This window comes from Pseudomonas sp. P7779, assembly GCF_013386315.1.
Taxonomy (GTDB): Bacteria; Pseudomonadota; Gammaproteobacteria; order Pseudomonadales; family Pseudomonadaceae; genus Aquipseudomonas.
In genome coordinates this window covers 18,487-38,931 of the sequence record NZ_JACARZ010000011.1, presented here as the reverse complement: position 1 = coordinate 38,931, position 20,445 = coordinate 18,487, and the positions used below count along the sequence as shown (strand labels likewise).

Genomic DNA, 20,445 nt, shown 5'->3' with positions numbered 1-20,445 from the left:
GCGAAACGACGCAAGCGGGAGGCGATGCTTATTTCAGGATTTGCGTAAGGTTTCCAGTCGGGCACAAATCAGTGTGGGAGCGGGCTTGCTCGCGAAGGCGGTGTATCAGCTAAAAGAGTTGTGGCTGATCCACCGCATTCGCGAGCAAGCCCGCTCCCACATTTTGATCCCGTTGACCTTCAGGATTTTGGCGGATTGACCTTCTGCACCAGCTCATAGGCACGCACCGTCGCCGGGCGTTGCTTGATGTGGTTGAACCAGCGTTCTACATGTGGGAAGTCTTCCAGCTTCTGGCTCTGCCACTTGTGGGAAACGATCCACGGGTAGATCGCCATGTCGGCAATGCTGTATTCCTCGCCGGCCACGAACTTGCGGTCGGCCAGGCGCCGGTCCAGCACGCCATACAGGCGGGCGGTCTCATCCACATAGCGTTTGATCGCGTAGGGAATCTTTTCCGGGGCGAACTGGCTGAAGTGGTGATTCTGGCCGGCCATCGGGCCCAGGCCACCCATTTGCCAGAACAGCCATTGCAGCGCTTCCTGACGACCACGCAGGTCCTGGGGAATGAACTTGCCGGTTTTTTCCGCGAGGTACAGCAGGATCGCACCGGATTCGAACAGGGAAATCGGCGCGCCGCCGTCGGTCGGGTTCTGATCGACGATGGCCGGGATGCGGTTATTGGGGGCGATCTTCAGGAAGTCGGGCTTGAACTGATCGCCCTGGCCGATGTTGATCGGGTGTACCTCGTAAGGCAGGCCGGCTTCTTCCAGGAACAACGACACTTTGTGACCGTTGGGGGTGGTCCAGTAATACAGGTCGATCATGAAGCTCTCCAAGGGTGGTGACGCTTGAGCGAATGCCTGTTGGTATAGGTGATGTTAGGGTGACGAAAATTCAATGAAACATTTGGGTCTATCGATATGGAAATTCGTGCGGGCGCAGCGTTGATTCTGATTGACCAGCAAAAAGGCATTCACCATCCCAGGCTGGGACGGCGCAATAATCCGCACGCCGAGGCGCGCATGCTGGCGTTGCTGGCGCATTGGCGGCGCGAAGGCTGGCCGGTGATTCATGTGCAGCATCTGTCCCATTCACCGGAATCGGTGTTCTGGCCGCAGCAGTCGGGGGTGGAGTTTCAGGATGCATTTATTCCGCAGGCGGGTGAGCAGTTGATCCAGAAACGGGTGTCGGACGCATTTTGTGGGACGGGGCTGGAAGCGAGGTTGCGTGAGGCCGGGCTTCGGCAAGTGGTGCTGGTGGGCGTGGCCACCCATAACTCGGTGGAGGCCACGGCCCGCAGTGCCGGCAACCTGGGGTTTGAGACGTGGGTTATCGAAGATGCCTGCTACACCTTCGACAAGGCGGACTTTTTCGGGCAGATGCATTCGGCGCAGGCGGTACATGCCATGTCGTTGGGCAACCTGCACGGCGAGTACGCCACCGTCATCTCTTCAGAAACCCTCCTCCCGTAGGGAGGTCAGGTTACGGCGCCGTCCACCAACACCTGCAACGTTTGTTGTGAGCATCGCTCGATGCGTACCCGCACACCATAGACTTCGGCAAACAGCGCCGTATCCAGCACGTCATCCGCCGCGCCACTGGCGTACAGCCGGCCTTGGCGCAGCACCGCGATATGGTCGGCATAGCGCGCCGCGAGGTTGATGTCGTGCAGCACCACCACGGCGATCAGGTTGTGTTCCCGCACCAGGTCGCGCACGCAATCCATGACCTTCAACTGGTAGTTCAAGTCCAGCGCACTGGTGGGTTCATCCAGCAGCATCACCTGTGGCCGGCGCGCAATCAGTTGCGCCAGGCTGACCAGTTGCCGCTGGCCGCCGGATAACGTGCTCAATAGCTGATCCGCCAGATGAGCGATGCCAATCCTTTGCAACGCATCAAAGGCCTCGCGCATGCACGCGTCGCTTGAAAGCGCAATGCCCTCGACGTTCGCCACCCGCAGCGCCGCGATCACGCTTTCCATCACACTCAGGCTCAAGCCCGGCGGAAGGTTTTGCGGCATATAGGTCACACGCCGGGCGCGGTCACCGACGGACATTTTCGTCAGGTCCAGGTCACCCAATCTGACAACGCCCTGCATCTTTTCCAGCCCCGCCACCGCCCGCAGCAACGTCGACTTGCCCGCACCGTTCGGCCCGATCAACGCGGTCAGGCTGCCGTGGGCCAGGGTTGGCAAACTCAGGTCATGCACAATCTGGCGCCGGCCATAGCTGACCTGGGCGTTCTGAATCGACAGCCCGCTGCTCATAACTGCCTCCCGCGCTTGAACACCAGCAACACGAAAATCGGCACGCCCACCAGCGCGGTGACGATACCCACGGGTACGATCACCCCGGGCATGATCAGCTTGCTGGCGATGGATGACAGCGACAACAGTAACGCGCCGACAAGCGCGCTGGCCGGCAGCAGGAAGCGCTGGTCTTCACCCACCAGAATCCGCGCGATGTGCGGACCCACCAGGCCGATAAATCCGATGGTTCCCACAAACGCCACGGCGGTGGCCGACAGCAGGCTGATACGCAACAACGAGAAAAACCGCAGGCGCTTCACATCGACACCGAAGCTTTGCGCGCGGTCTTCGCCCATGCGCAACAGGGTCAGGCGTGGCGCGGCCGCGAAGGAAAAGGGCATGACCACGGCGACCACCAACGCGAGGATGCCGAGCTTGTCCCAGTTGGCCCGGGTCACGCTGCCCAGGGTCCAGAACACCAGTTGTTGCAGCACATCTTCGGTGGCGACCAGTTGCAACAGGGCGACCACCGCGTTGCAACTGAACACCAGGGCAATCCCGAACAGCACCAGGCTTTCCACCCCGGCACCGCGCAGGCGCGACATGGCTTGCAGCAAAAAGACCGAGGCGGCGGCAAACACAAAGGCCGAAATGGAAATCGCCGTATTGGCCGACACCCACAGCGTCGTCACCGGAAACACAATCACCAGGGACGCGCCCAACGCCGCCGCCGAGGAAACCCCCAGGGTGAATGGACTGGCGAGCGGGTTGTTAAGGATCGCCTGCATCTCGGCGCCCGCCAGCGACAGCGCGCAACCGACCAACACCGCCATCAAGGCGTAGGGCAGGCGCACGTTCCAGATGATCACCTGGTCGGTGGCGCTCAGGTGGGCCGGGTGCAGCAAGCCATCGAGCAGGGCGCCAAGGCCCATGCCCGACGGGCCGCTGGCCAGGTCCACGAGGATCGCGCACATCAGCGCGCCACCCAGCAGGGCCAGCAGCCAGAAGCGGCGGGCCAGCAGGCGGCGATAGCCTTGGCTGGCGGTGGCGAGGTCGAGGGTTTGAGTGGTCATTGGATTCGCAGCCTTGAAAACGACGAAAATCCCTGCCGGTACACGGTCAGTGTGGGAGCTGGCTTGCCTGCGATGGCGATGGTGAATCCAACACCGCTATCGCAGGCAAGCCAGCTCCCACAGGAACCGTGTCCAGGCAGGGAATGGGTTGTGAGCCTTAGTTACTTGGCCTTGCCATCAATCCAGTAAGCACCCTGCAGCGGCATGCCGAGGAACTGTTGGTTCATCGCTTCCATGGTCGCCTTGGGATCCAGCTTGGCGAACAATTCCGGATGCACCCACTTGGCCAGCGCTTCAATCGCCAGCAGGTTGTACGGCGAGTTGTAGAAGTCATGCCACAGACCGTGGGAATTGCCCTCACGAATCGCCCGAAGGTTCACAAACTCAGGGCGGGCCAGCACGGCGTCAAACGCGGCACGCGCGTCTTCGTTGCTCACGCCAGCACCCAGAATCAACCCGGGCTTGTGATTGCCGGTGGCCACATACACATCCGGGTCAGCTTTCAGCGCGTACTCGACACTGATATCTCCCAGCGCCCCCGGCACCACGTCGGCGGCGATGTTACGCCCGCCCACCAGCTTGATCACTTCACCCATGCCGCTCTTGCCAGTGGTGTGCCCCGGTGCCTGCCAGGCGCCGGCCAGCAATTCCAGGAACACGCTCGGGCGCGGCCCGGCCGGCAAGGTGGCGACGGCGTCGGTGATCACCTTGATGTGCTGGTCATAAAAGTCGAGGAACGCCTTGGCCTGGGTTTCCCGGCCCAGGGCCTGGCCCAGGGCGGTCATGCTGGCGTGGGTGCCTTGCACCGGGTTGATGCGGAAGTCGACGAACAACACTGCAATGCCCGCCTTGGCCAACACGTCCGCCACCGGGCTGTGTTCAGTCGGGCCATGGCCGGAAATGCTGAACACCGCCAGGTCCGGTTTCAGCGAAAGAATTTCCTCGGCGCTGACGCTTTGCTCCGACGCCTGGCCAATCAGCGGAATGTCTTTTACCGTCGGAAATTTCGCCACGTAGGCGTTATAGGTGTGGGCGTCCAACAGTTTCAAATCATTCTGCCAGCCGACAATCCGTTGGAATGGCGCGTCCTTGTCCAGCAAGGCAAAGGCCGAAATCAGCCGGCCTTCGCCGAGCACCACGCGTTGCACGTGGTCTGGCACCTCGACCTTGCGGCCCAGCACGTCGGTGACTTCATGGGCGGCGGCGGTTTCGGCGTGGCCGAGGATCAGCACGGCAAACAGCGCGCCCAGCTTGAGGAAGTTGCGGGGTTTCAGCATGGCGAGAACTCCAGGTGAAGGCGGCGCATCAGACATCGCTCCAGCGCCGCAAAAGGTTGTGATAGGCGCCGCTCAGTTGCAGCAATGCGTGGTCGTCGGCGTGTTGCGCGGTGAGGCGTTGAATCGCCACGTCCATGTCCAGCAGCAGTTGGCGCTGGCTGTCTTCTCGCACCAGGCTTTCGATCCAGAAGAAACTGGCGATGCGCTCGCCGCGGGTGACCGGGTTGATCTTGTGCAAACTGCTGCCGGGATAAATCAGCAGGTGCCCGGCGGTCAGCTTCACCGAGTGCTCGCCGAAGGTGTCGCGGATCACCAGTTCGCCGCCGTCGTAGCTGGCCGGATCAGCCAGGAACAAGGTGGCGGAGATGTCGGTGCGCACCCGTTCGCGCACGCCCTTGAGGCCGCGAATCGCATTGTCGATATGCCAGTCGAAGGCCTCGCCGCCGCTGTAGCGGTTGAACAGCGGCGGGTAGATTTTCTTCGGCAGGGCGGCGGACATGAACAGCGCGTTGTCCGACAGCCGAGACAGAATCTGCTCACCCAGGCGAATCGCTACCGGCGCGTCTTCCGACAGCTGCCGGTTGTTTTTCGCCCTGGCCGAGCGTTGCCCGACGGTGACCTTGCCGTCGACCCACGGTTGATCGAGCAGGGTGGCGACGGCCACCGCGACTTCTTCGGCACTCAACAGGCCGGGGATTTCGATCAGCACGGCTTAAAACTCATAGTCGACACTGGCGGTGAGCGTGCGCCCGGCGCCCGGAATGCCGTAGAGCTGGAAGCCGTCCAGGGACGCGCCGATCTGGCTGTAGTAGAACTTGTTAAACACGTTGTTCAGGTTGAGGTTGACCGTGGTTTGCCTGGTCACTTTGTATTGCGCAGCCACGTTGTTGAGCCAGTAGCCGGGGGCCTTTTCGTGGTCACGGGTGTAGATCGCGTACACGCCGGACGGGCCGGTGGCGTAGCTGCTGTTGTTGTTCAGGCCGCCGACGTATTTGTTGTCGCTGTAGCGGCGGCGTCCTACGTATTGCGCGCCGTAACTCAGGCTCAGGTCGTCGGTGACGGCGTAGGTGGTCCACAGGTTGGCGGTCAGGTCGGGAACGTTCTTGGCTTCCTCGCCTTTGTTGGCCCCTTTGGTCTGGGTGCTTTTCAGCGCGGAGAACCCGCTGTACACCGTCCAGCGCGGGCTGATATTGCCTTGCAGGCCCAGTTCCACACCGTCTACGCGCTTGGCGGGGAGGGCGCGTACCGGAGCGCTTTCGCCGTCCTGGTATTCCCAGGAGTTGTCCAGTTCGGTGCGGAAGATCGCGGCGGTGACGTTCAGCAGGTCGTGGGCAATGTCCCACTTGGTGCCGATCTCGTAGGTCTTCGACTTGGCCGGGGTGTAGTTGCTGGTGCTCGCGGCGCCGTAGATCTGGTTGTTGGTCGACGCACCCAGGGCTGACGGTTGTGCCGCTTCGCTGTAGGACACGTAGATGCTGCCGTTAGGCAACGGCTTGTACACCGCGCCGACCCGGCCGCTCACGGCACCGTCGGTGCTGTCGATGGACGCTTGGCCACGCTGGGTGGTTTTGGCCTGCCAGTTGTCGTAGCGCAGGGAGCCGAGCACTTGCCACTGTTCATTCAGGGTGATGGTGTCACCCAGGTAGATGCCGGCGTTGTCGATCACTGAGCGTGGCTGGCCTTCACCCTTGGTCACTTCGTTGCTGGCGAAGCTGTGGTTCGGGTCGTTCATGTCGAAGAACAGATCGCCGGCCGGCACTTCGGCGTTGCGTTTCAGGCCGCCGTAGGTCTCGTGATAGAACTCGAGCCCGCTGACCACCGCGTGTTCCAGCCCGCCGGTATTGAGCTTGAAGGCGAAGTCGGTCTGGTTGTCGAGGATGGTATAGCGCGTCGACTGGCCGAAGTCGCTCCCTCGCAAAATACCGTAGGCGGTGTTACCGCTGTTGGCGTATCCCGGGTAGGCATTTACCGTGCTGCCGGGCACTTGGCTGATCGGTCCTACGCCGGTGTAGCCCAAGGTCGCACAGCGCGTGCCGGTGCAGGTTTTTTGGCCATTGCCGTTGGCGGCGAAGAAGCGCGCGGGCGAGAGCACCGCGAAGTTGTCGGTACGCTCCCACTTGGTCTGGTTCTTCAGGGTCGCTTCGTTCCAGTCGAAATCATGCTCGAAGCGGGTGGTCAGCGAAGTGGTTTTGGTCTGCTGGGTGTACAGGTGCGAGTCGCCATACCAGTTGGAGCGCTTGACTCCCGGCATGCGGTCGCCGTCGGTGCCGCGCTGGATCGGCACACCGCCGTCCGGCGTGTTGTCGTCCTTCTGGTAGAAGGTGTCGATAAACAGGCGGGTGTCGGTGCCCAGGCCGAAGCCGAGGGAGGTCGCGATGCCCCAGCGGTCGTAGTCCACGTCGTCACGCTCGGCCACCTGGTTGTAGTGCTTCATCAGGTTGATGCGCAGGGCGGTGGTGTCATTCAGTTGTTGGTTGAAATCGCCGGTGAGGCGGCGGTAGCTGTCGGTGCCGATGCCGGCCGAGAGTTTGTTGGCATCCCCCAGATGCGCCTCTTTACTCACCAGGTTGACGCTGCCGCCTACCGCGGAAACGCCGGATTCGATCGAGCCGGTGCCCTTGAACACTTCTGCCTGTTGCAGGTTGAAGGTGTCGGTGCGGGTCGATTGGCCGGCATCGCGCACACCGTCGACGGTCAGGCTCTGCTCCGAGGAAAACCCGCGAATCGAAAACAGGTCGCCCCAGCCCAGGTTGCCTTCGCCGGACATGAAGGTGATGCCCGGCACGTTGCGCAACACTTCCTGCAAGGTCTGCGCGTTTTGCTCCTTGAGCACTTGCTGCGGGACGATGGTTACGCTTTGCGGGGCATCAAGCAGCGGCTGGCTGATTTTTGCCGAGGTCACCCGGTCGACTTTAAAGGCGGAAGTGGCTTCACCGTCGATCTTGATTTCCGGCAGGCTCAGCACTGAATCATTCGACGCCGCCACCGGCGCATCGGCCCAGGCGGTGGGAGAAACGCTGCCGGCGGCAAGCAGGCCGAACATCGGCGCAAGGGTAGATTGCAGCGACAGGGCGCGAGGGGTAGGCAATGGCATTCGGAGTGACCTAGGCTAAATTACAATTAATCTCATTTAGATTCGGTAGTCTAAAGACCGATATCGGCCGCCATGCCGTGGCTTTGTAATGTGGATGCGTGATTACCGCTTCCCACAACATTCCATTACATTTGCGCGTACTCCTGGCTGAAGTTTCGGCTATCTCCTGCCTTTTGAGTTTCGGACGAATTGCCCCATGGCCAAGCAAGACCACCTGCTGATCGTTGATGACGACCCGCAAATCCGCCAATTGCTGTGCGACTACCTGAGTGACGCCGGCTTCCAGGTGTCCACCGCCGGCGACGGCAAGGAAATGCGCCGCCGCCTGGCGCTGAATGTCATCGACCTGATCGTCCTCGACCTGATGTTGCCCGGCGAAGACGGCCTGAGTTTGTGCCGCGAATTGCGCGTCAGCTCCAACACGCCGGTGATCATGCTCACCGCCAAGGGCACGCTGATCGACCGGATCGTCGGCCTGGAAATCGGCGCCGACGATTACCTGCCCAAGCCGTTCGACCCGCGGGAGTTGCTGGTGCGGATCAAGGTGGTGCTGCGCCGGGTGCAGAGTTTTCCGGACCGGGCGCGGCTCGATGAAGCTCCGAGCATCAGCTTTGCCGGCTGGCAGCTGGACACCCGGGCCCGCCAATTGCTTTCGCCGGAAGGCGTGGTGGTCAGCCTCGGCAACTCCGATTACCGGGTGTTGCGTCTGTTGTTGCAGCATCCCAACCGGCCGCTGAGCCGCGACTTTTTGCTCAACCACGTGTTCGACAAAGACAGCACGCCGTTCGACCGCTCGATTGATGTGTGCGTCAGCCGACTGCGCTCGCAGTTGCCGGCCGGGTTGATCAAGACCGTGCGCAACGAGGGTTACATGCTCACCGCCGACGACGTGGCGCTGCAATCGTGAAACTGCTGCCGCGTTCGCTGTTCGGCCGGCTGGTGCTGATCCTGGTCAGCGGCATGCTCGCGGCCCAGGCCCTGACCAGCAGCATCTGGTACGACATGCGCCACGGCCAGGTGCTGGAAATCCCCAGCCGGCTGATCGCCACGCGGCTGGCGGACGTGGTGCGGCTGGTACACAGCGATCCGGCGCAGGCGGATGTGCTGATCAAGCTGCTCGATACGCCGCGCTTTCGCCTGACCCTGAGTGACCAGGCCAGTGATGTGACAAGCAGCATCAGCGACAGCGACCAGGCCACCGAGCGCTTGCTGAATAAAGTGCTCTCGGAGAAAACCGGCTACACCCAGAACCTGCATCTGTTGAGCCTCAAGTTGCTGGATGCCGAGGGCCAGCATGCCGGGCTGTCGACTCTGCTCAGCTCCAGGCCTGTGGTGGGGCAATTCCTGATTGACCTGCGTTTGCCGGACGGGCGCTGGCTGCAAGTGCAGGCCACCGAGGAACAAGGCTGGACCAGTACTTCCCCGATGGACTTGCTGTTCGATTACGTGATGCGCATTTATCTGCTGCGGGTATTGGTGCTGGTGATCATTGCCCTGGTGGCGGTGCGCCTGGCCATTCGCCCGCTCAACGCCCTGGCCAAGGCTGCCGAAGCCTTGGGCCGGGACATCCAGCGGCCACCGCTGGCCCTCGATGGGCCCACCGAAGTGCGCCGCGCCGCCCAGGCGTTCAATGCCATGCAGCAGCGGCTGATCGCCAATATCGCCGAGCGCACACGTTTCCTGGCGGCGATTTCCCACGACCTGCGCTCGCCCATTACGCGCCTGCGGTTACGTACAGAAATGCTCGACGACAACCGCACCAAGGAACGTTTTCGCAGCGACCTGGAAGAAATGGAGCACATGGTTTCCAGCACCCTGGACTTCGTCAGCAGCGGCGAAATCAACGAGAAGCGCCAGAACATCGACATCAACGCCTTGCTGCAAAGCTTGCAGGCGGACCTGCAGGACGTGGGCGAGACGGTGACGATAGAAGGGCGGGCCAAACAGCCATTGCCGGGGTATGCCCGCAGTCTCAAGCGTTGCGTGCAGAACCTGCTGGAGAACGCGGTGCGTTATGGCTCCGAGGTGGTGGTGCGGGTAGAGGACAAGGCGGACAGCTTGAAGATTGTCATCAGCGACCGTGGGCCGGGGATTCCCCAGGAACAACTGGAACAGGTGATGGAGCCGTTTTACCGGGTGGAAGGCTCACGCAATGTGGAAACCGGTGGTTACGGGCTGGGGCTGAGTATCGCGCATACGATCGCCAGTGCCCATGACGGGCGGTTGAGCTTGAGCAATCGGGAGGGTGGGGGGTTGGAGGTGGTGGTGTTGTTTCAACGCAAATCGCAGCCTTGAAATGCAGACTAAATGTGGGAGCGGGCTTGCTCGCGAAAGCGGTGTATCAGTAACAGAGAGGTTGACTGACACTGCGCTTTCGCGAGCAAGCCCGCTCCCACATTTGGATGTGCAGTGTTTCGAGAATCGGGTTTCTTAACTCAAGCCCCGTGGCACTTCTTGAATTTCTTCTCGCTGCCGCACGGGCAAGGATCGTTACGACCCACGTCCTTCAGCGTATTGCGCACCGGCTCCTGGTGAGCGTGGCCGCAGTTCGGGCCGTGGACATGGCCGTGGTCGTGATCATGATGATCGTGATCGTGGTTGCAGTCGGGACCATGGACATGGGGTTGCTGAGTCATCGATGTCGCTCCGGAATAAAATCGCCGGGGATTATCTCGCCATTGCGCAACACCTGCACGTCGTTCCCGATAAATAAACCGGTTTTCAACTCGCCTTCAAGACGATAGGGCACGGGATCGCGCGGATTTTTCAGCATGTCGACCACATCGCGGATCTGCGGCCACAGGTTGGTGCGCACCGATACCCGGAAAAAAGCGTGGCTGTGGGGTGGCACGGTCAGCCATTCGTTGGACTCGCCTTCGGTCAGCACCATCGTGCCGAGGCTGACCTTGTAAACCAGGCCGCGTACGGTCAGGTCGTTGTCGTCACGGTTATCCACGCGGAAATACAGCTTGAACTTCTGCTCCAGCAACTTGACCCGCACGGGGTCGACCTTGACCAGACGCACCTCGGGGGCGGGCGTATCGTCGGCGAACCACGACGCGCAGCCGGAGAGCCCCAGCATCAATGCCAGCAGAAGGCTGTAAGTCCTGAATACCCGCGCCTGAGAAACCATGCCGTTACTCCGTGTGAAGAGTCAGCATAGCAAGCGAGAGCCTGTCGGGTATCAATGAATGTCAGAGGTAGCCGGAACAGCACTTCTTGAATTTCTGCCCGCTGCCACACACGCAGGCGTCATTACGCCCGGCCTTCACGTCCACTGTCGGGTCGATAAAGTACCAGTGCTCATTGTTCTGTACGAAAGATGAGCGCTCGCGGTGGCTGTGTTCGCCGGTGCTGTCATGCCAGCGAGCGGTAAAGGTCACGAAGGCGTGTTCCGGCTGGCCGCCGAACACCTCGGAGCTTTCCACTGAAAGGCCCAGCCAGGTGCTTTGGGCGCTCCAGGCGCCGATGGCGGTGGTGTCCAGCCCGGCTTGCTGCGCAGGCAGGGTGGTTGCCACCAGGTAGTCCACCAGGCCCAGCACATAGGCGCTGTAGCGCGAACGCATCAGCGCTTCGGCGCAGGGGGCCGGGTGGCCGGCGTGATAATGACCGCAGCAGGCATCCAGCAGGTTGCCACTGCCGCAGGGGCAAATGGATGTACTCATTGGGTTACCACCAATACTTTCCAAAGTTTTGCGGGTTGGCCCAGAAGCGGGCGTTCAGCCAATCCGGCACCTGTTTATAGTCAAGCAGATCATAGGTAAACAGCGTCAAAACCTGATCGTCGCGCTGGAAACGCTCGCTGGCTTGCAGGGCCAGGGAGAAGAAATCGGTGTCTTTCCAGTGGCAGGCCTCCAGGTCCACCAGCACCGCAATGCGACTGGCATTGAGGTTGCGGATGCCCCCCAGCAGGGTCAGGCCCGCAGGTTTTGACAGGTGTTCCAGGCAACCGACCGCCAGTGCCAGGTCAAAACGCTGGGCCGCGAGGTCGGTGGGCAAGGGGCCGGGCTCGGCGAAGGACACCACGGTATCCGGGTGTGCTTCCTTAAAGGCATCCAGCGCCGGGAACTGGCTGGCGCCCAATAACAGCAGGCGTTTGGGCGCGTGAAGATCAAGCAGCGCAGCGAGCGCTTGCTGGGGTGTACGGGAAGAAATACCGGCAGTCATCGAAGATCCTCACATCAGGACCGTAGAGACTAGCCTGCCTGAGCGTGCGGGCCTAGAGCGGGCGGCGAGAATAAACCGCTCGGCCCAATGAATACTGGGGTGTGACACGCTGGCGCAGATGAAAAGAGCCGTCTTTACTCCACTCGTCGGCCCCCGCCGATCCCCTCAGGAGAAAGTCAGATGAGCATCATGCGGACAGCTCTACCCTTGGTTCTGCTAACCGGAGTATTGACAGGTTGCGCAGGCTTGCAAAAAACCGACTGGCCCACCTGTGCCGCCGTCGGCGGTGTGACAGGTGCTGCCATTGGTGCGACCCAAAGCTCGTCCTATGCAGGCTACGGCGCACTGCTGATTGGCGGCATGGCTGGCGCCTATTGCTGGGTGCATGGCGACGGTGACGAGGACGGCGATGGCGTACCGGACAGCCGCGACAAGTGCCCTGGCACGCCAAAAGGCGTGCAGGTCGACGCCAATGGCTGCCCTCCGGTGCCGGTAGCGGTGGTTCAAGAGGAAGTGGTGGTGGTCAAGGAAGAAACCATCGTGATTCGTGACGTGCACTTCGAGTTCGACTCCGCGAAGCTCACGGCTGCCGACAAAACCAAGCTCGACGTGATTGCCACCCGCCTGAAAAAAGAGGCCCCGAGTGCGCAGCTGCGCGTCAGCGGGCATACCGACAGTGTCGGTAAAGATGCCTACAACCAGAAACTCTCTGAACGACGCGCTCATTCGGTGACCGACTACCTGGTCAGTTCCGGCATCCCGCGCAGCAGTTTTGTCTCCGTGACCGGCGCCGGCGAAAGCCACCCCGTAGCCGATAACAAAACCGCTGATGGCCGCGCGCTGAACCGCCGCGTGGAAATTCAGATCAACCGCTGACCCCGCCTCAAGGCCCCTGCGGAATCCCCAGGGGCCCCTTCATCAATTTTTTAATCCTTCACTGGCACAACGCCTGTAGAAGTCGTTACTGTGCGCCCAAAGAATAATGTGCAAGGGGAGCGTGCGGGATGAAGGTGTTTTGGGGGCTGGGTAAATTCTTGACGTTGCTGTTCTGGGTCGTGGTGGTGGTCAACCTGATCACACCGCTGATCAACCCGTTCCACCTGTTGGTCAACCTGGCCGGCAGCCTGTTGTTGCTGACCCATGTTCTGGAACTGCTGTTGTTCAACGGCAGTGTGAAAACCCGTGCCCATCCCTGGCGTGACCGCTTGCAGATCCTGCTGGTGGGTATGTTCCATGTGCAGAGCTTTTCGACGCCGACACCGGCTAATGATGTAAACAAGGAGGCCAATCATGCGTAAGGTTTTTCTGTTGGCCCTGCTGGTCAGCCCCATTGCCCTGGCCCAGAGCGTCAGCGTCGAGACCAACTCGTTGATGCGCCTGCCCAACAGCAGTGGTGTGTTGCAACTGGAGCGACTGGACGTGGCGGATTACGGCACCTTGCTGATTCCCGCCAATATCACCCAGGTGACGGTGGATGAACTGCACCTGGGCCGCGACGCGCGAATCGCCATCGTGCCCGGTAGCACCACGTTGCAACTGCAGGTGCGTCAGGCGCAGCTGGAGCAGGGCAGCCAGATCACCTCACGCGGCGCTCCCGGTACCCATGAGCGCCCGGCCAAGGCGGGGCGTGACCTGGTGTTGCGGATTAACTCGCTGACGGCCGATGAGCTGTCGGTGGATGCCCGCGGTGGCGCGGGTGCCCAGGGTTATGCCGGGCTGGATGGTGCCAACGGCGAAGACCCTGGCTGCACCTGGGGTTCGGCCGGGCGCGGCGCCAATGGCGACAACGGCGGCGACGGGCTGCCGGGCGCGGCGGGCGCGCAGGTCCGTGTGGAATTGCCGCAGGACTTCCCGGGCGAGAAAATCAAGGTCTGGGTGGACGGCGGAGCCGGTGGTTTGGCGGGCACGGCGGGCAAGCCGGGTAAAGGCGGGCAGTCCAAGGGGTGCCTGGTGTACCGCGCGGATGGCGGCGAAAAGGGCCGGGCCGGGTTGGAAGGGCAGCCGGGGCCAGCGGGGCCTGCGGGTGCTGTGACCATTCAGAGGCTCTGAGGCGACTGGCCTGACGCTTTCGCGAGCAAGCCCGCTCCCACATTTGAAACGCATTCCAAATGTGGGAGCGGGCTTGCTCGCGAAAGCGGTCTACTAGGCGCTTCAGAACATCGGCCGTGCCGAAGCAATCGCCACCAGCACCAACCCCACTATCAAGTTGATCCCCACCAATTTACGAATCTGCCCCAAGGCCGCAGCCCCGGCCGACCAATCCTCAGCCGCCACCGCCACGCGCAGCTCCGGCAACTTCAGCGCCTGAATCCGGATAAACAGCGCCGTCATCACCACATACAACCCCATCATGACCTGTACATAACGCGGCGCGGTCTCAAACCCGCTGAAGCGCAGTTGCAGCAGGCCGACACCGCTGATCGGCAACACCAGCACCGCCACCCAGACCCACACGAAAAAACGTTGAAACACATTTACCCAGAGTTTCAGCCGGGCCGGCCCGTCCAGCGCGGCCATGGCGGCGGGGCGCAGGATCATCCAGGCGAAAAACATACCGCCGACCCAGATCAGGGCGGCCAGTACATGCAGGGTGTAAGCGAAGCTAAAGACGGTCATTGGGGTACTCCGTTCTGCGCGGGATTAATTAGCGGGGTATGATAGCGGCCGATCCGAACCACTGAAAATTTATCCAGCGTTTTTTGCGCCCGACTATCCATGATCAGCACTGAACTCAAAACCACGATCCAGGGCGCCTACTCGCGTTTTCTCGAAGCCAAGAGCTTGAAACCGCGGTACGGCCAGCGCCTGATGATCGCCGAAGTCGCCAAGGTCCTCGGGGATATCGACACCGACGACGAAGGTCGGCGCAGTGGCGACCCCGCCGTGGTGGCCGTCGAGGCCGGCACCGGTACCGGTAAAACCGTGGCCTACAGCCTGGCGGCGATCCCCACCGCCAAGGCCGCCGGCAAGCGCCTGGTGATTGCCACCGCCACCGTCGCCCTGCAAGAGCAGATTGTCTACAAAGACCTGCCCGACCTGATGCGCAACAGCGGACTGAACTTTACCTTCGCCCTGGCCAAGGGCCGTGGGCGCTATATGTGCCTGTCCAAGCTCGACGTGCTGTTGCAGGAAGGCCACGCGCAAACCGCCACTGCCTCGCTGTTCGAAGAAGAAGGCTTCAAGATCGAAGTCGATGAGGTCAGTCAGAAGCTGTTTACCAGCATGATCGAGAAACTGGCGGGCAATAAATGGGACGGCGACCGCGACAGCTGGCCCAATGCCCTGGAAGACGCCGACTGGGCACGCCTGACCACCGATCACAGCCAGTGCACCAACCGTCATTGCCCCAACTTCGGCCAGTGCGCCTTCTACAAGGCCCGGGAAGGCATGGGCAAGGTAGACGTTATTGTCACCAACCATGACATGGTCCTCGCCGACCTGGCCCTGGGGGGCGGCGCCGTGTTGCCCGACCCGCGCGACACACTCTACGTGTTCGACGAAGGCCATCACCTGCCCGACAAGGCCATCGGCCACTTTGCTCACTACACGCGGCTGCGCTCCACCGCCGACTGGCTGGAAACCACGGCCAAGAACCTCACCAAGTTGCTCGCCCAGCACCCGCTGCCGGGCGACCTGGGCAAGTTGATTGAGCAGGTGCCGGAGCTGGCGCGGGAGATCAAGACCCAGCAGCAATTCATGTTCAGCGCCTGCGAACAGGTGGCAGACTTCAAGCCCGGCGAAGATGTGGAAGGCCGCGAACGGCCGCGCCATCGTTTCGTTGGCGGGCTGATCCCCGAGCACATGCGCGAAATGGGCGTCGAGCTGAAAAAGGGCTTTTCGCGCCTGACCGACTTGTTCACCCGTCTCACCGATTTGCTCAAGGAAGGCATGGATGGCGAGGTCAATATCGGCATCGCCAGCAACCAGGCTGAAGAATGGTACCCGCTGTTTGGCAGCCTGCTGTCCCGTTCCCAGGGCAACTGGGAGTTGTGGACCGCCTTTACCGTCGAAGACCCGGAAGACAACCCGCCCATGGCCCGTTGGCTGACCCTGTCGGAAAGCGGTGCGCTGTTCGATATCGAGGTCAACGCCAGCCCGATCCTGGCGGCGGAAATGCTCCGACGCAATCTGTGGAACGTGGCCTACGGTGCCTTGGTCACCTCGGCTACGCTGACGGCCCTGGGCACCTTCGACCGCTTCCGCATGCGCGCCGGGCTGCCGAAGAAGGCCGTCACCGCCGTGGTGCCCAGCCCGTTCCATCACGCCGACGCCGGTGTGCTGCGGGTACCGGACCTCAAGGCCGACCCACGGGATGCGCCGGCACATACGGCGGCGATCATTCGTGACCTGCCATCATTGGTGGAGGGCTCACGGGGCACGCTGGTGTTGTTCTCGTCCCGCAAACAGATGCAGGACGTGTTCGACGGCCTCGACCGTGACTGGCGCAAGCAGGTGTTTATCCAGGGCAACCTGTCGAAACAGGAAACCCTGAACAAGCACAAGGCGCGGGTGGATGGCGGCGATTCCAGCGTGCTGTTCGGCCTCGCGAGTTTCGCCGAGGGTGTGGATTTGCCCGGTGCCTACTGCGAACACGTGGTGATCGCCAAGATCCCGTTCTCGGTGCCGGATGATCCGGTGGAAGCCGCGTTGGCCGAATGGATCGAAGCCCGGGGCGGCAATCCGTTCATGGAGATCTCGGTGCCGGACGCTTCCTTGAAACTGGTCCAGGCCTGCGGCCGCCTGCTGCGTACCGAAGAAGATCGCGGCACCATCACCTTGCTTGACCGGCGTCTGGTTACCCAGCGCTATGGGAAAGCTATCCTGAATGCTTTACCGCCGTTTCGGCGGGAAATTTCTTAAGGCCCAGTGGGCGAATTCGCCCACTTTGTGGTCTATCTCACCATCGCTTCACGTCATCAGGCCAGTCACCGGCCGTTTGGGAGAACCTTGTTCACATGATTCGCACGCTGCCCGCTGTTTTTGCCCTGTTGTTTGCCGCGCCATTGCTGGCTGCGCCTGCCGGGCAACAAACCTTGTTCAACTTTGTACGGCCCGCCGATGTGGTCAAGGTGGCGACCCAGGACGCCAGCCTGCCGCAATACAACGCCGAACAAACCGCTGAAGGCGAAGTGCTGCGCCGTATCACCTTCAACCCGGCGGCCGAACCGAGCCTGGTGCTCAGCCCGCAGACCGGCGCCTGGGACTGGTCGCAATCCGGTGCCATGAGCCTGCGTATTCAAAGTGCGATGGACTGGGCGCTGACCCTGTACGTCAAGGTGCAGAGCAATGACGGCCGAACGCTGTTCAGCCGTATCGACCTGCCAGCCGGTCCCGCGCAAACGCTGTTGATTCCGCTGCAAGCCAACTCGCCCCTGAGCCAGGGGATGAAGGCCGGCCCGCCGATGCCGATCACCGTCGATGGCCAGCGCGTGCTGCTGGCCAGCAGCGAAGGGGAGATCGACCGCAGCCAGATCGTGTCGGTGACCCTGTCGATGATCAAGCCGAACGTTGCCCAAAGCATCTTGCTCGAACGCTTTGGCGTGCAGGACATCGCGCCGGTACTCAAGGCTACCTACAGCGATCTGGTGGACGCCTATGGGCAGTCCACCCGCGCCCGGTGGCCGGAGAAAGTCAGCAGCGACGAGCAGTTGAGGGCCGCAGCGGTCAAGGAACAGCAACAGCTCAAGGGCTGGCTGGCCGAGCGCGACAAGGCCTCCCTGGACAAATTCGGCGGCTGGAACAAGGGCCCGGCCTTTGACGCCAGCGGCTTCTTCCGCACCGAGAAGCGCGACGGGCGCTGGTACCTGGTGACACCGGAAGGCCATCCGTTCTACTCCCTGGGCGTCAATACCGTCGCCCCGGACAACAGCCAGACCTACGTGGCGGGCCGCGAATGGATGTTTGCCGCGCTGCCCAAGGCCGGCGAGCCTTTCGACAAATACTACGGCAGCGGTGACAGCCGCAGCGGCAATGGTGCCGATCAGGGGCGCAGCTTTAATGTCGGCCGCTGGTACGACTTCTATGGCGCCAACCTGCAGCGTACCTATGGCCAGCCGTGCGTGCCGCCGGCACCTTGTGCTCCGGAAGGTTTCGACCAGAAACGCTGGGTCAGCCACACCCTCGACCGCCTGCGGGCCTGGGGTTTCAATACTGTCGGCAACTGGAGTGCGCCGCAGCTGGCGACCGCCGACCGCGTGCCTTACACCTTGCCACTGTCGATCGTCGGTGATTACGCGAGCATCAGCACCGGCACCGATTGGTGGGGCGGCATGCCCGACCCGTTCGACCCGCGCTTCGCCATGGCCACCGAGCGTGCGGTGGCAATTGCCGCCCGTGACCATCGCGACGACCCGTGGCTGATCGGCTTCTTTGCCGACAACGAACTGGCCTGGGCCGGTCCCGGTGATGATGCGAAATCCCGCTACGCCCTGGCCTACGGCACCCTGCGCATGACCACCGACGTGCCGGCCAAGCGCGCGTTTCTCAAGCAATTGCGCGACAAGTACCGCAACCAGGAGGGGCTTTCCAGGGCCTGGGGCATCGAGCTGCCCGCCTGGGAACTGATGGAAGACCCGGGCTTTGTGCCGCCAATGCCAAGCCCGGAGCGCCCGGAAATCGAAGCGGACTTCAAGTACTTCCAGAAGACCTTTGCCGACGCCTACTTCAAGACTATCTCCGATGCATTGAAATGGCATGCGCCCAACCAGCTGTTGCTGGGTGGCCGATACGCGGTCAGCACGCCGGAAGCGGTGGCGTCCTGCGCGCAATATTGCGATGTGCTGAGCTTCAACATGTACACCCTCAAACCTCAGGACGGCTACGACTTCGCGGCCCTGCGGACGTTGGACAAGCCGGTGCTGATCACCGAATTCAACTTCGGCTCGGCGGACCGCGGCCCGTTCTGGGGCGGCGTGACGCAGCTGGCCCGGGAAGAGGATCGTGGGGTTGCCTACGCCAACTTCCTGAAGCAGGCCATGGCCGAGCCGTCGATCGTCGGCGTGCATTGGTTCCAGTACCTGGACCAGCCGGTCACCGGCCGTTTGCTTGACGGCGAAAACGGCCACTTCGGCCTAGTCGGCATCACCGATGTGCCGTTCCAGGGGTTTGTCGACAGTGTGCGCAAAAGTAACCTGGCTGCCGTCGATCAGCTGGGCAAGGAGGCCGAAAAGGCCAAGGCTGCCGCAGCGGTCCACGCCGGTGAGGGCGGCAAGCCCGGGCGTGAAGGCAATGCAGCAGCGCCGGGTGCAGAGCATTCCGGCGGGCATTCCGGCAAAGGTCATTGATGGGGGCTGATCGACGAGAGCGGGTTCACAAATCGCTCAATGGCTGGAACAATGTCGGCCACTTTCTGTAGTACTTTTCCAAGGGGGCTTAGGTGCAGATTCAGGGTCATTACGAGCTTCAATTCGAAGCGGTGCGTGAAGCCTTCGCCGCGCTGTTCGACGACCCTCAGGAACGTGGTGCCGCGCTGTGCATCCAGATTGGCGGCGAAACCGTCGTCGACTTGTGGGCCGGTACCGCCGACAAGGACGGTGCCGAGGCCTGGCACAGCGACACCATTGCCAATCTGTTCTCCTGCACCAAGACCTTTACGGCCGTCACGGCGCTGCAACTGGTGGCCGAAGGCAAGTTGCAGCTGGATGCGCCGGTCGCCAAGTACTGGCCGGAGTTTGCTGCCGCGGGCAAGGAAGCCATCACCCTGCGTCATCTGCTCTGTCACCAGGCCGGGTTGCCGGCCCTGCGTGAAACGCTGCCCGCCGAAGCCCTGTACGACTGGCAGATGATGGTCGACGCCCTCGCCGCCGAAGCGCCATGGTGGAAGCTCGGGGAAGGGCACGGTTATGCGGCGATTACCTATGGTTGGCTGGTGGGCGAGTTGCTGCGCCGCGCCGACGGTCGTGGGCCGGGCGAGTCCATCGTGGCCCGGGTTGCACGGCCACTGGGCCTGGATTTTCATGTGGGGTTGGCAGATGAAGAGTTTTATCGAGTTGCCCATATAGCCCGAGGCAAGGGCAATGTTGGCGATGAGGCGGCACAACGTTTACTTCAAGTAACGATGCGCGAGCCGACGGCGATGACTACCCGTGCATTTACCAATCCACCGTCTATTCTGACCAGCACTAATAAACCCGAATGGCGGCGTATGCAGCAGCCAGCGGCAAATGGTCACGGTAATGCGCGAAGTCTGGCGGGTTTTTATAGTGGGCTGCTCGACGGTAGTTTGCTGGAAGCCGATATGCTCGAAGAGTTGACCCGCGAACACAGTATCGGCCCGGATAAAACCTTATTGACACAAACCCGGTTCGGGCTGGGTTGCATGTTGGATCAACCGCACGTGCCAAACGCCACGTTCGGCCTTGGCCCACGGGCCTTTGGGCATCCCGGGGCCGGTGGTTCGGTGGGGTTTGCCGATCCGGAACATGATGTAGCCTTTGGTTTCGTGACCAATACATTGGGCCCTTATGTACTTATGGACCCGCGGGCGCAAAAGTTGGTAAGAATATTGGCCGGTTGTCTGTAAATAGCTTGCTGTCTTGCGTTTTTTTGTTACAAAGGCACATACAAAAAGACGCTAGGCAAAATGTT

20 protein-coding genes are annotated in these 20,445 nt (G+C 61.8%); 9 read left to right on the top strand and 11 right to left on the bottom strand.

Annotated elements, in window-relative coordinates:
* Window positions 1-179: 179 nt before the first annotated feature.
* Window positions 180-824 carry a glutathione binding-like protein gene (locus tag HX869_RS04060; protein WP_177042066.1) on the bottom strand — a complete coding sequence of 215 codons (645 nt, stop codon included), beginning with the start codon at window positions 822-824 and terminating at the stop codon, window positions 180-182.
* Window positions 825-920: 96 nt separating this feature from the next.
* On the opposite strand from HX869_RS04060, the gene HX869_RS04055 reads away from it, so the two are divergent.
* Entirely contained in the window at window positions 921-1,472 is a 552-nt protein-coding gene (locus tag HX869_RS04055) for a cysteine hydrolase family protein (protein WP_178902770.1), read from the top strand.
* Between the two features lie 5 nt (window positions 1,473-1,477).
* Here the strand turns inward: HX869_RS04055 and HX869_RS04050 are convergent, their stop codons facing one another.
* From HX869_RS04050 to HX869_RS04030, 5 genes are all read right to left on the bottom strand, one after another.
* Window positions 1,478-2,266: an ABC transporter ATP-binding protein gene (locus tag HX869_RS04050; RefSeq protein ID WP_177009883.1), complete on the bottom strand. Its 789-nt coding sequence runs from the start codon at window positions 2,264-2,266 to the stop codon at window positions 1,478-1,480.
* Window positions 2,263-3,321, bottom strand: a complete 1,059-nt coding sequence (locus HX869_RS04045) for an iron ABC transporter permease (protein WP_008432118.1) — start codon at window positions 3,319-3,321, stop codon at window positions 2,263-2,265. Before HX869_RS04045 ends, HX869_RS04050 begins: the two co-directional genes overlap by 4 nt.
* Before the next feature lie 161 nt (window positions 3,322-3,482).
* Complete coding sequence (locus tag HX869_RS04040; RefSeq protein WP_102606220.1) at window positions 3,483-4,598, bottom strand: ABC transporter substrate-binding protein; 1,116 nt, start codon at window positions 4,596-4,598, stop codon at window positions 3,483-3,485.
* A 28-nt stretch (window positions 4,599-4,626) separates the two neighbouring features.
* Window positions 4,627-5,307, bottom strand: a complete 681-nt coding sequence (locus HX869_RS04035; RefSeq protein WP_178902769.1) for a Fe2+-dependent dioxygenase — start codon at window positions 5,305-5,307, stop codon at window positions 4,627-4,629.
* A 3-nt stretch (window positions 5,308-5,310) separates the two neighbouring features.
* Window positions 5,311-7,692 (bottom strand): TonB-dependent siderophore receptor, encoded by a 2,382-nt coding sequence (locus HX869_RS04030; RefSeq protein WP_178902768.1) that lies wholly within the window; start codon window positions 7,690-7,692, stop codon window positions 5,311-5,313.
* A gap of 196 nt (window positions 7,693-7,888) precedes the next feature.
* On the opposite strand from HX869_RS04030, the gene HX869_RS04025 reads away from it, so the two are divergent.
* Together HX869_RS04025 and HX869_RS04020 are read left to right on the top strand one after the other, a co-directional pair.
* Entirely contained in the window at window positions 7,889-8,599 is a 711-nt protein-coding gene (locus HX869_RS04025) for a response regulator (RefSeq protein WP_003213692.1), read from the top strand.
* Complete coding sequence (locus HX869_RS04020) at window positions 8,596-9,987, top strand: ATP-binding protein (RefSeq protein WP_102606217.1); 1,392 nt, start codon at window positions 8,596-8,598, stop codon at window positions 9,985-9,987. The genes HX869_RS04025 and HX869_RS04020 overlap by 4 nt, the downstream gene beginning before the upstream one ends.
* Window positions 9,988-10,127: 140 nt before the next feature.
* On the opposite strand, the gene HX869_RS04015 is transcribed toward HX869_RS04020, so the two are convergent.
* From HX869_RS04015 to HX869_RS04000, 4 genes are all read right to left on the bottom strand, one after another.
* Window positions 10,128-10,328, bottom strand: a complete 201-nt coding sequence (locus HX869_RS04015) for an SEC-C metal-binding domain-containing protein (protein ID WP_003213695.1) — start codon at window positions 10,326-10,328, stop codon at window positions 10,128-10,130.
* Window positions 10,325-10,825, bottom strand: coding sequence for an LEA type 2 family protein (locus HX869_RS04010; RefSeq protein WP_003213697.1), 501 nt, complete (start codon window positions 10,823-10,825; stop codon window positions 10,325-10,327). The genes HX869_RS04015 and HX869_RS04010 overlap by 4 nt, the downstream gene beginning before the upstream one ends.
* A 61-nt stretch (window positions 10,826-10,886) precedes the next feature.
* On the bottom strand, window positions 10,887-11,357 hold the full coding sequence (locus HX869_RS04005) for a YchJ family protein (RefSeq protein ID WP_177009888.1): 471 nt from the start codon (window positions 11,355-11,357) through the stop codon (window positions 10,887-10,889).
* Window positions 11,358-11,361: 4 nt separating this feature from the next.
* Window positions 11,362-11,859, bottom strand: a complete 498-nt coding sequence (locus HX869_RS04000) for a DUF6231 family protein (protein ID WP_008432105.1) — start codon at window positions 11,857-11,859, stop codon at window positions 11,362-11,364.
* A 180-nt stretch (window positions 11,860-12,039) separates the two neighbouring features.
* Between HX869_RS04000 and HX869_RS03995 the strand changes: the two genes are divergently transcribed.
* From HX869_RS03995 to HX869_RS03985, 3 genes are all read left to right on the top strand, one after another.
* The gene (locus HX869_RS03995; RefSeq protein ID WP_008432103.1) at window positions 12,040-12,735 is read left to right on the top strand and encodes an OmpA family protein; all 696 of its coding nucleotides are present in this window, start codon (window positions 12,040-12,042) and stop codon (window positions 12,733-12,735) included.
* Between the two features lie 128 nt (window positions 12,736-12,863).
* On the top strand, window positions 12,864-13,157 hold the full coding sequence (locus HX869_RS03990) for a DUF1145 domain-containing protein (RefSeq protein WP_087694264.1): 294 nt from the start codon (window positions 12,864-12,866) through the stop codon (window positions 13,155-13,157).
* A complete protein-coding gene (locus HX869_RS03985) occupies window positions 13,150-13,908 on the top strand; it encodes a hypothetical protein (RefSeq protein WP_003213707.1) in 759 nt (252 codons plus the stop codon). The genes HX869_RS03990 and HX869_RS03985 overlap by 8 nt, the downstream gene beginning before the upstream one ends.
* Window positions 13,909-14,010: 102 nt before the next feature.
* Here HX869_RS03985 and HX869_RS03980 read toward each other — a convergent pair whose 3' ends face one another.
* Window positions 14,011-14,475 carry a CopD family protein gene (locus HX869_RS03980; RefSeq protein ID WP_178902767.1) on the bottom strand — a complete coding sequence of 155 codons (465 nt, stop codon included), beginning with the start codon at window positions 14,473-14,475 and terminating at the stop codon, window positions 14,011-14,013.
* A gap of 99 nt (window positions 14,476-14,574) precedes the next feature.
* Between HX869_RS03980 and dinG the strand changes: the two genes are divergently transcribed.
* From dinG to HX869_RS03965, 3 genes are all read left to right on the top strand, one after another.
* A complete protein-coding gene (dinG, locus tag HX869_RS03975; RefSeq protein ID WP_008432096.1) occupies window positions 14,575-16,719 on the top strand; it encodes an ATP-dependent DNA helicase DinG in 2,145 nt (714 codons plus the stop codon).
* Window positions 16,720-16,814: 95 nt separating this feature from the next.
* Window positions 16,815-19,142 (top strand): beta-galactosidase, encoded by a 2,328-nt coding sequence (locus HX869_RS03970; protein WP_178902766.1) that lies wholly within the window; start codon window positions 16,815-16,817, stop codon window positions 19,140-19,142.
* A gap of 92 nt (window positions 19,143-19,234) precedes the next feature.
* Window positions 19,235-20,380 (top strand): EstA family serine hydrolase, encoded by a 1,146-nt coding sequence (locus HX869_RS03965; protein WP_003211696.1) that lies wholly within the window; start codon window positions 19,235-19,237, stop codon window positions 20,378-20,380.
* Window positions 20,381-20,445 lie beyond the last annotated feature (65 nt).

Coding starts and splice junctions, on each gene's coding strand:
- HX869_RS03970 (WP_178902766.1), top strand. CDS start 16,815: ATGATTCGCACGCTGCCCGCTGTTTTTGCCCTGTTGTTTGCCGCGCCA.
- HX869_RS03995 (WP_008432103.1), top strand. CDS start 12,040: ATGAGCATCATGCGGACAGCTCTACCCTTGGTTCTGCTAACCGGAGTA.
- dinG (WP_008432096.1), top strand. CDS start 14,575: ATGATCAGCACTGAACTCAAAACCACGATCCAGGGCGCCTACTCGCGT.
- HX869_RS04045 (WP_008432118.1), bottom strand. CDS start 3,321: ATGACCACTCAAACCCTCGACCTCGCCACCGCCAGCCAAGGCTATCGC.
- HX869_RS04055 (WP_178902770.1), top strand. CDS start 921: ATGGAAATTCGTGCGGGCGCAGCGTTGATTCTGATTGACCAGCAAAAA.
- HX869_RS04015 (WP_003213695.1), bottom strand. CDS start 10,328: ATGACTCAGCAACCCCATGTCCATGGTCCCGACTGCAACCACGATCAC.
- HX869_RS04030 (WP_178902768.1), bottom strand. CDS start 7,692: ATGCCATTGCCTACCCCTCGCGCCCTGTCGCTGCAATCTACCCTTGCG.
- HX869_RS04010 (WP_003213697.1), bottom strand. CDS start 10,825: ATGGTTTCTCAGGCGCGGGTATTCAGGACTTACAGCCTTCTGCTGGCA.
- HX869_RS04000 (WP_008432105.1), bottom strand. CDS start 11,859: ATGACTGCCGGTATTTCTTCCCGTACACCCCAGCAAGCGCTCGCTGCG.
- HX869_RS04060 (WP_177042066.1), bottom strand. CDS start 824: ATGATCGACCTGTATTACTGGACCACCCCCAACGGTCACAAAGTGTCG.
- HX869_RS04005 (WP_177009888.1), bottom strand. CDS start 11,357: ATGAGTACATCCATTTGCCCCTGCGGCAGTGGCAACCTGCTGGATGCC.
- HX869_RS04050 (WP_177009883.1), bottom strand. CDS start 2,266: ATGAGCAGCGGGCTGTCGATTCAGAACGCCCAGGTCAGCTATGGCCGG.
- HX869_RS04040 (WP_102606220.1), bottom strand. CDS start 4,598: ATGCTGAAACCCCGCAACTTCCTCAAGCTGGGCGCGCTGTTTGCCGTG.
- HX869_RS04025 (WP_003213692.1), top strand. CDS start 7,889: ATGGCCAAGCAAGACCACCTGCTGATCGTTGATGACGACCCGCAAATC.
- HX869_RS03985 (WP_003213707.1), top strand. CDS start 13,150: ATGCGTAAGGTTTTTCTGTTGGCCCTGCTGGTCAGCCCCATTGCCCTG.
- HX869_RS03980 (WP_178902767.1), bottom strand. CDS start 14,475: ATGACCGTCTTTAGCTTCGCTTACACCCTGCATGTACTGGCCGCCCTG.
- HX869_RS03990 (WP_087694264.1), top strand. CDS start 12,864: ATGAAGGTGTTTTGGGGGCTGGGTAAATTCTTGACGTTGCTGTTCTGG.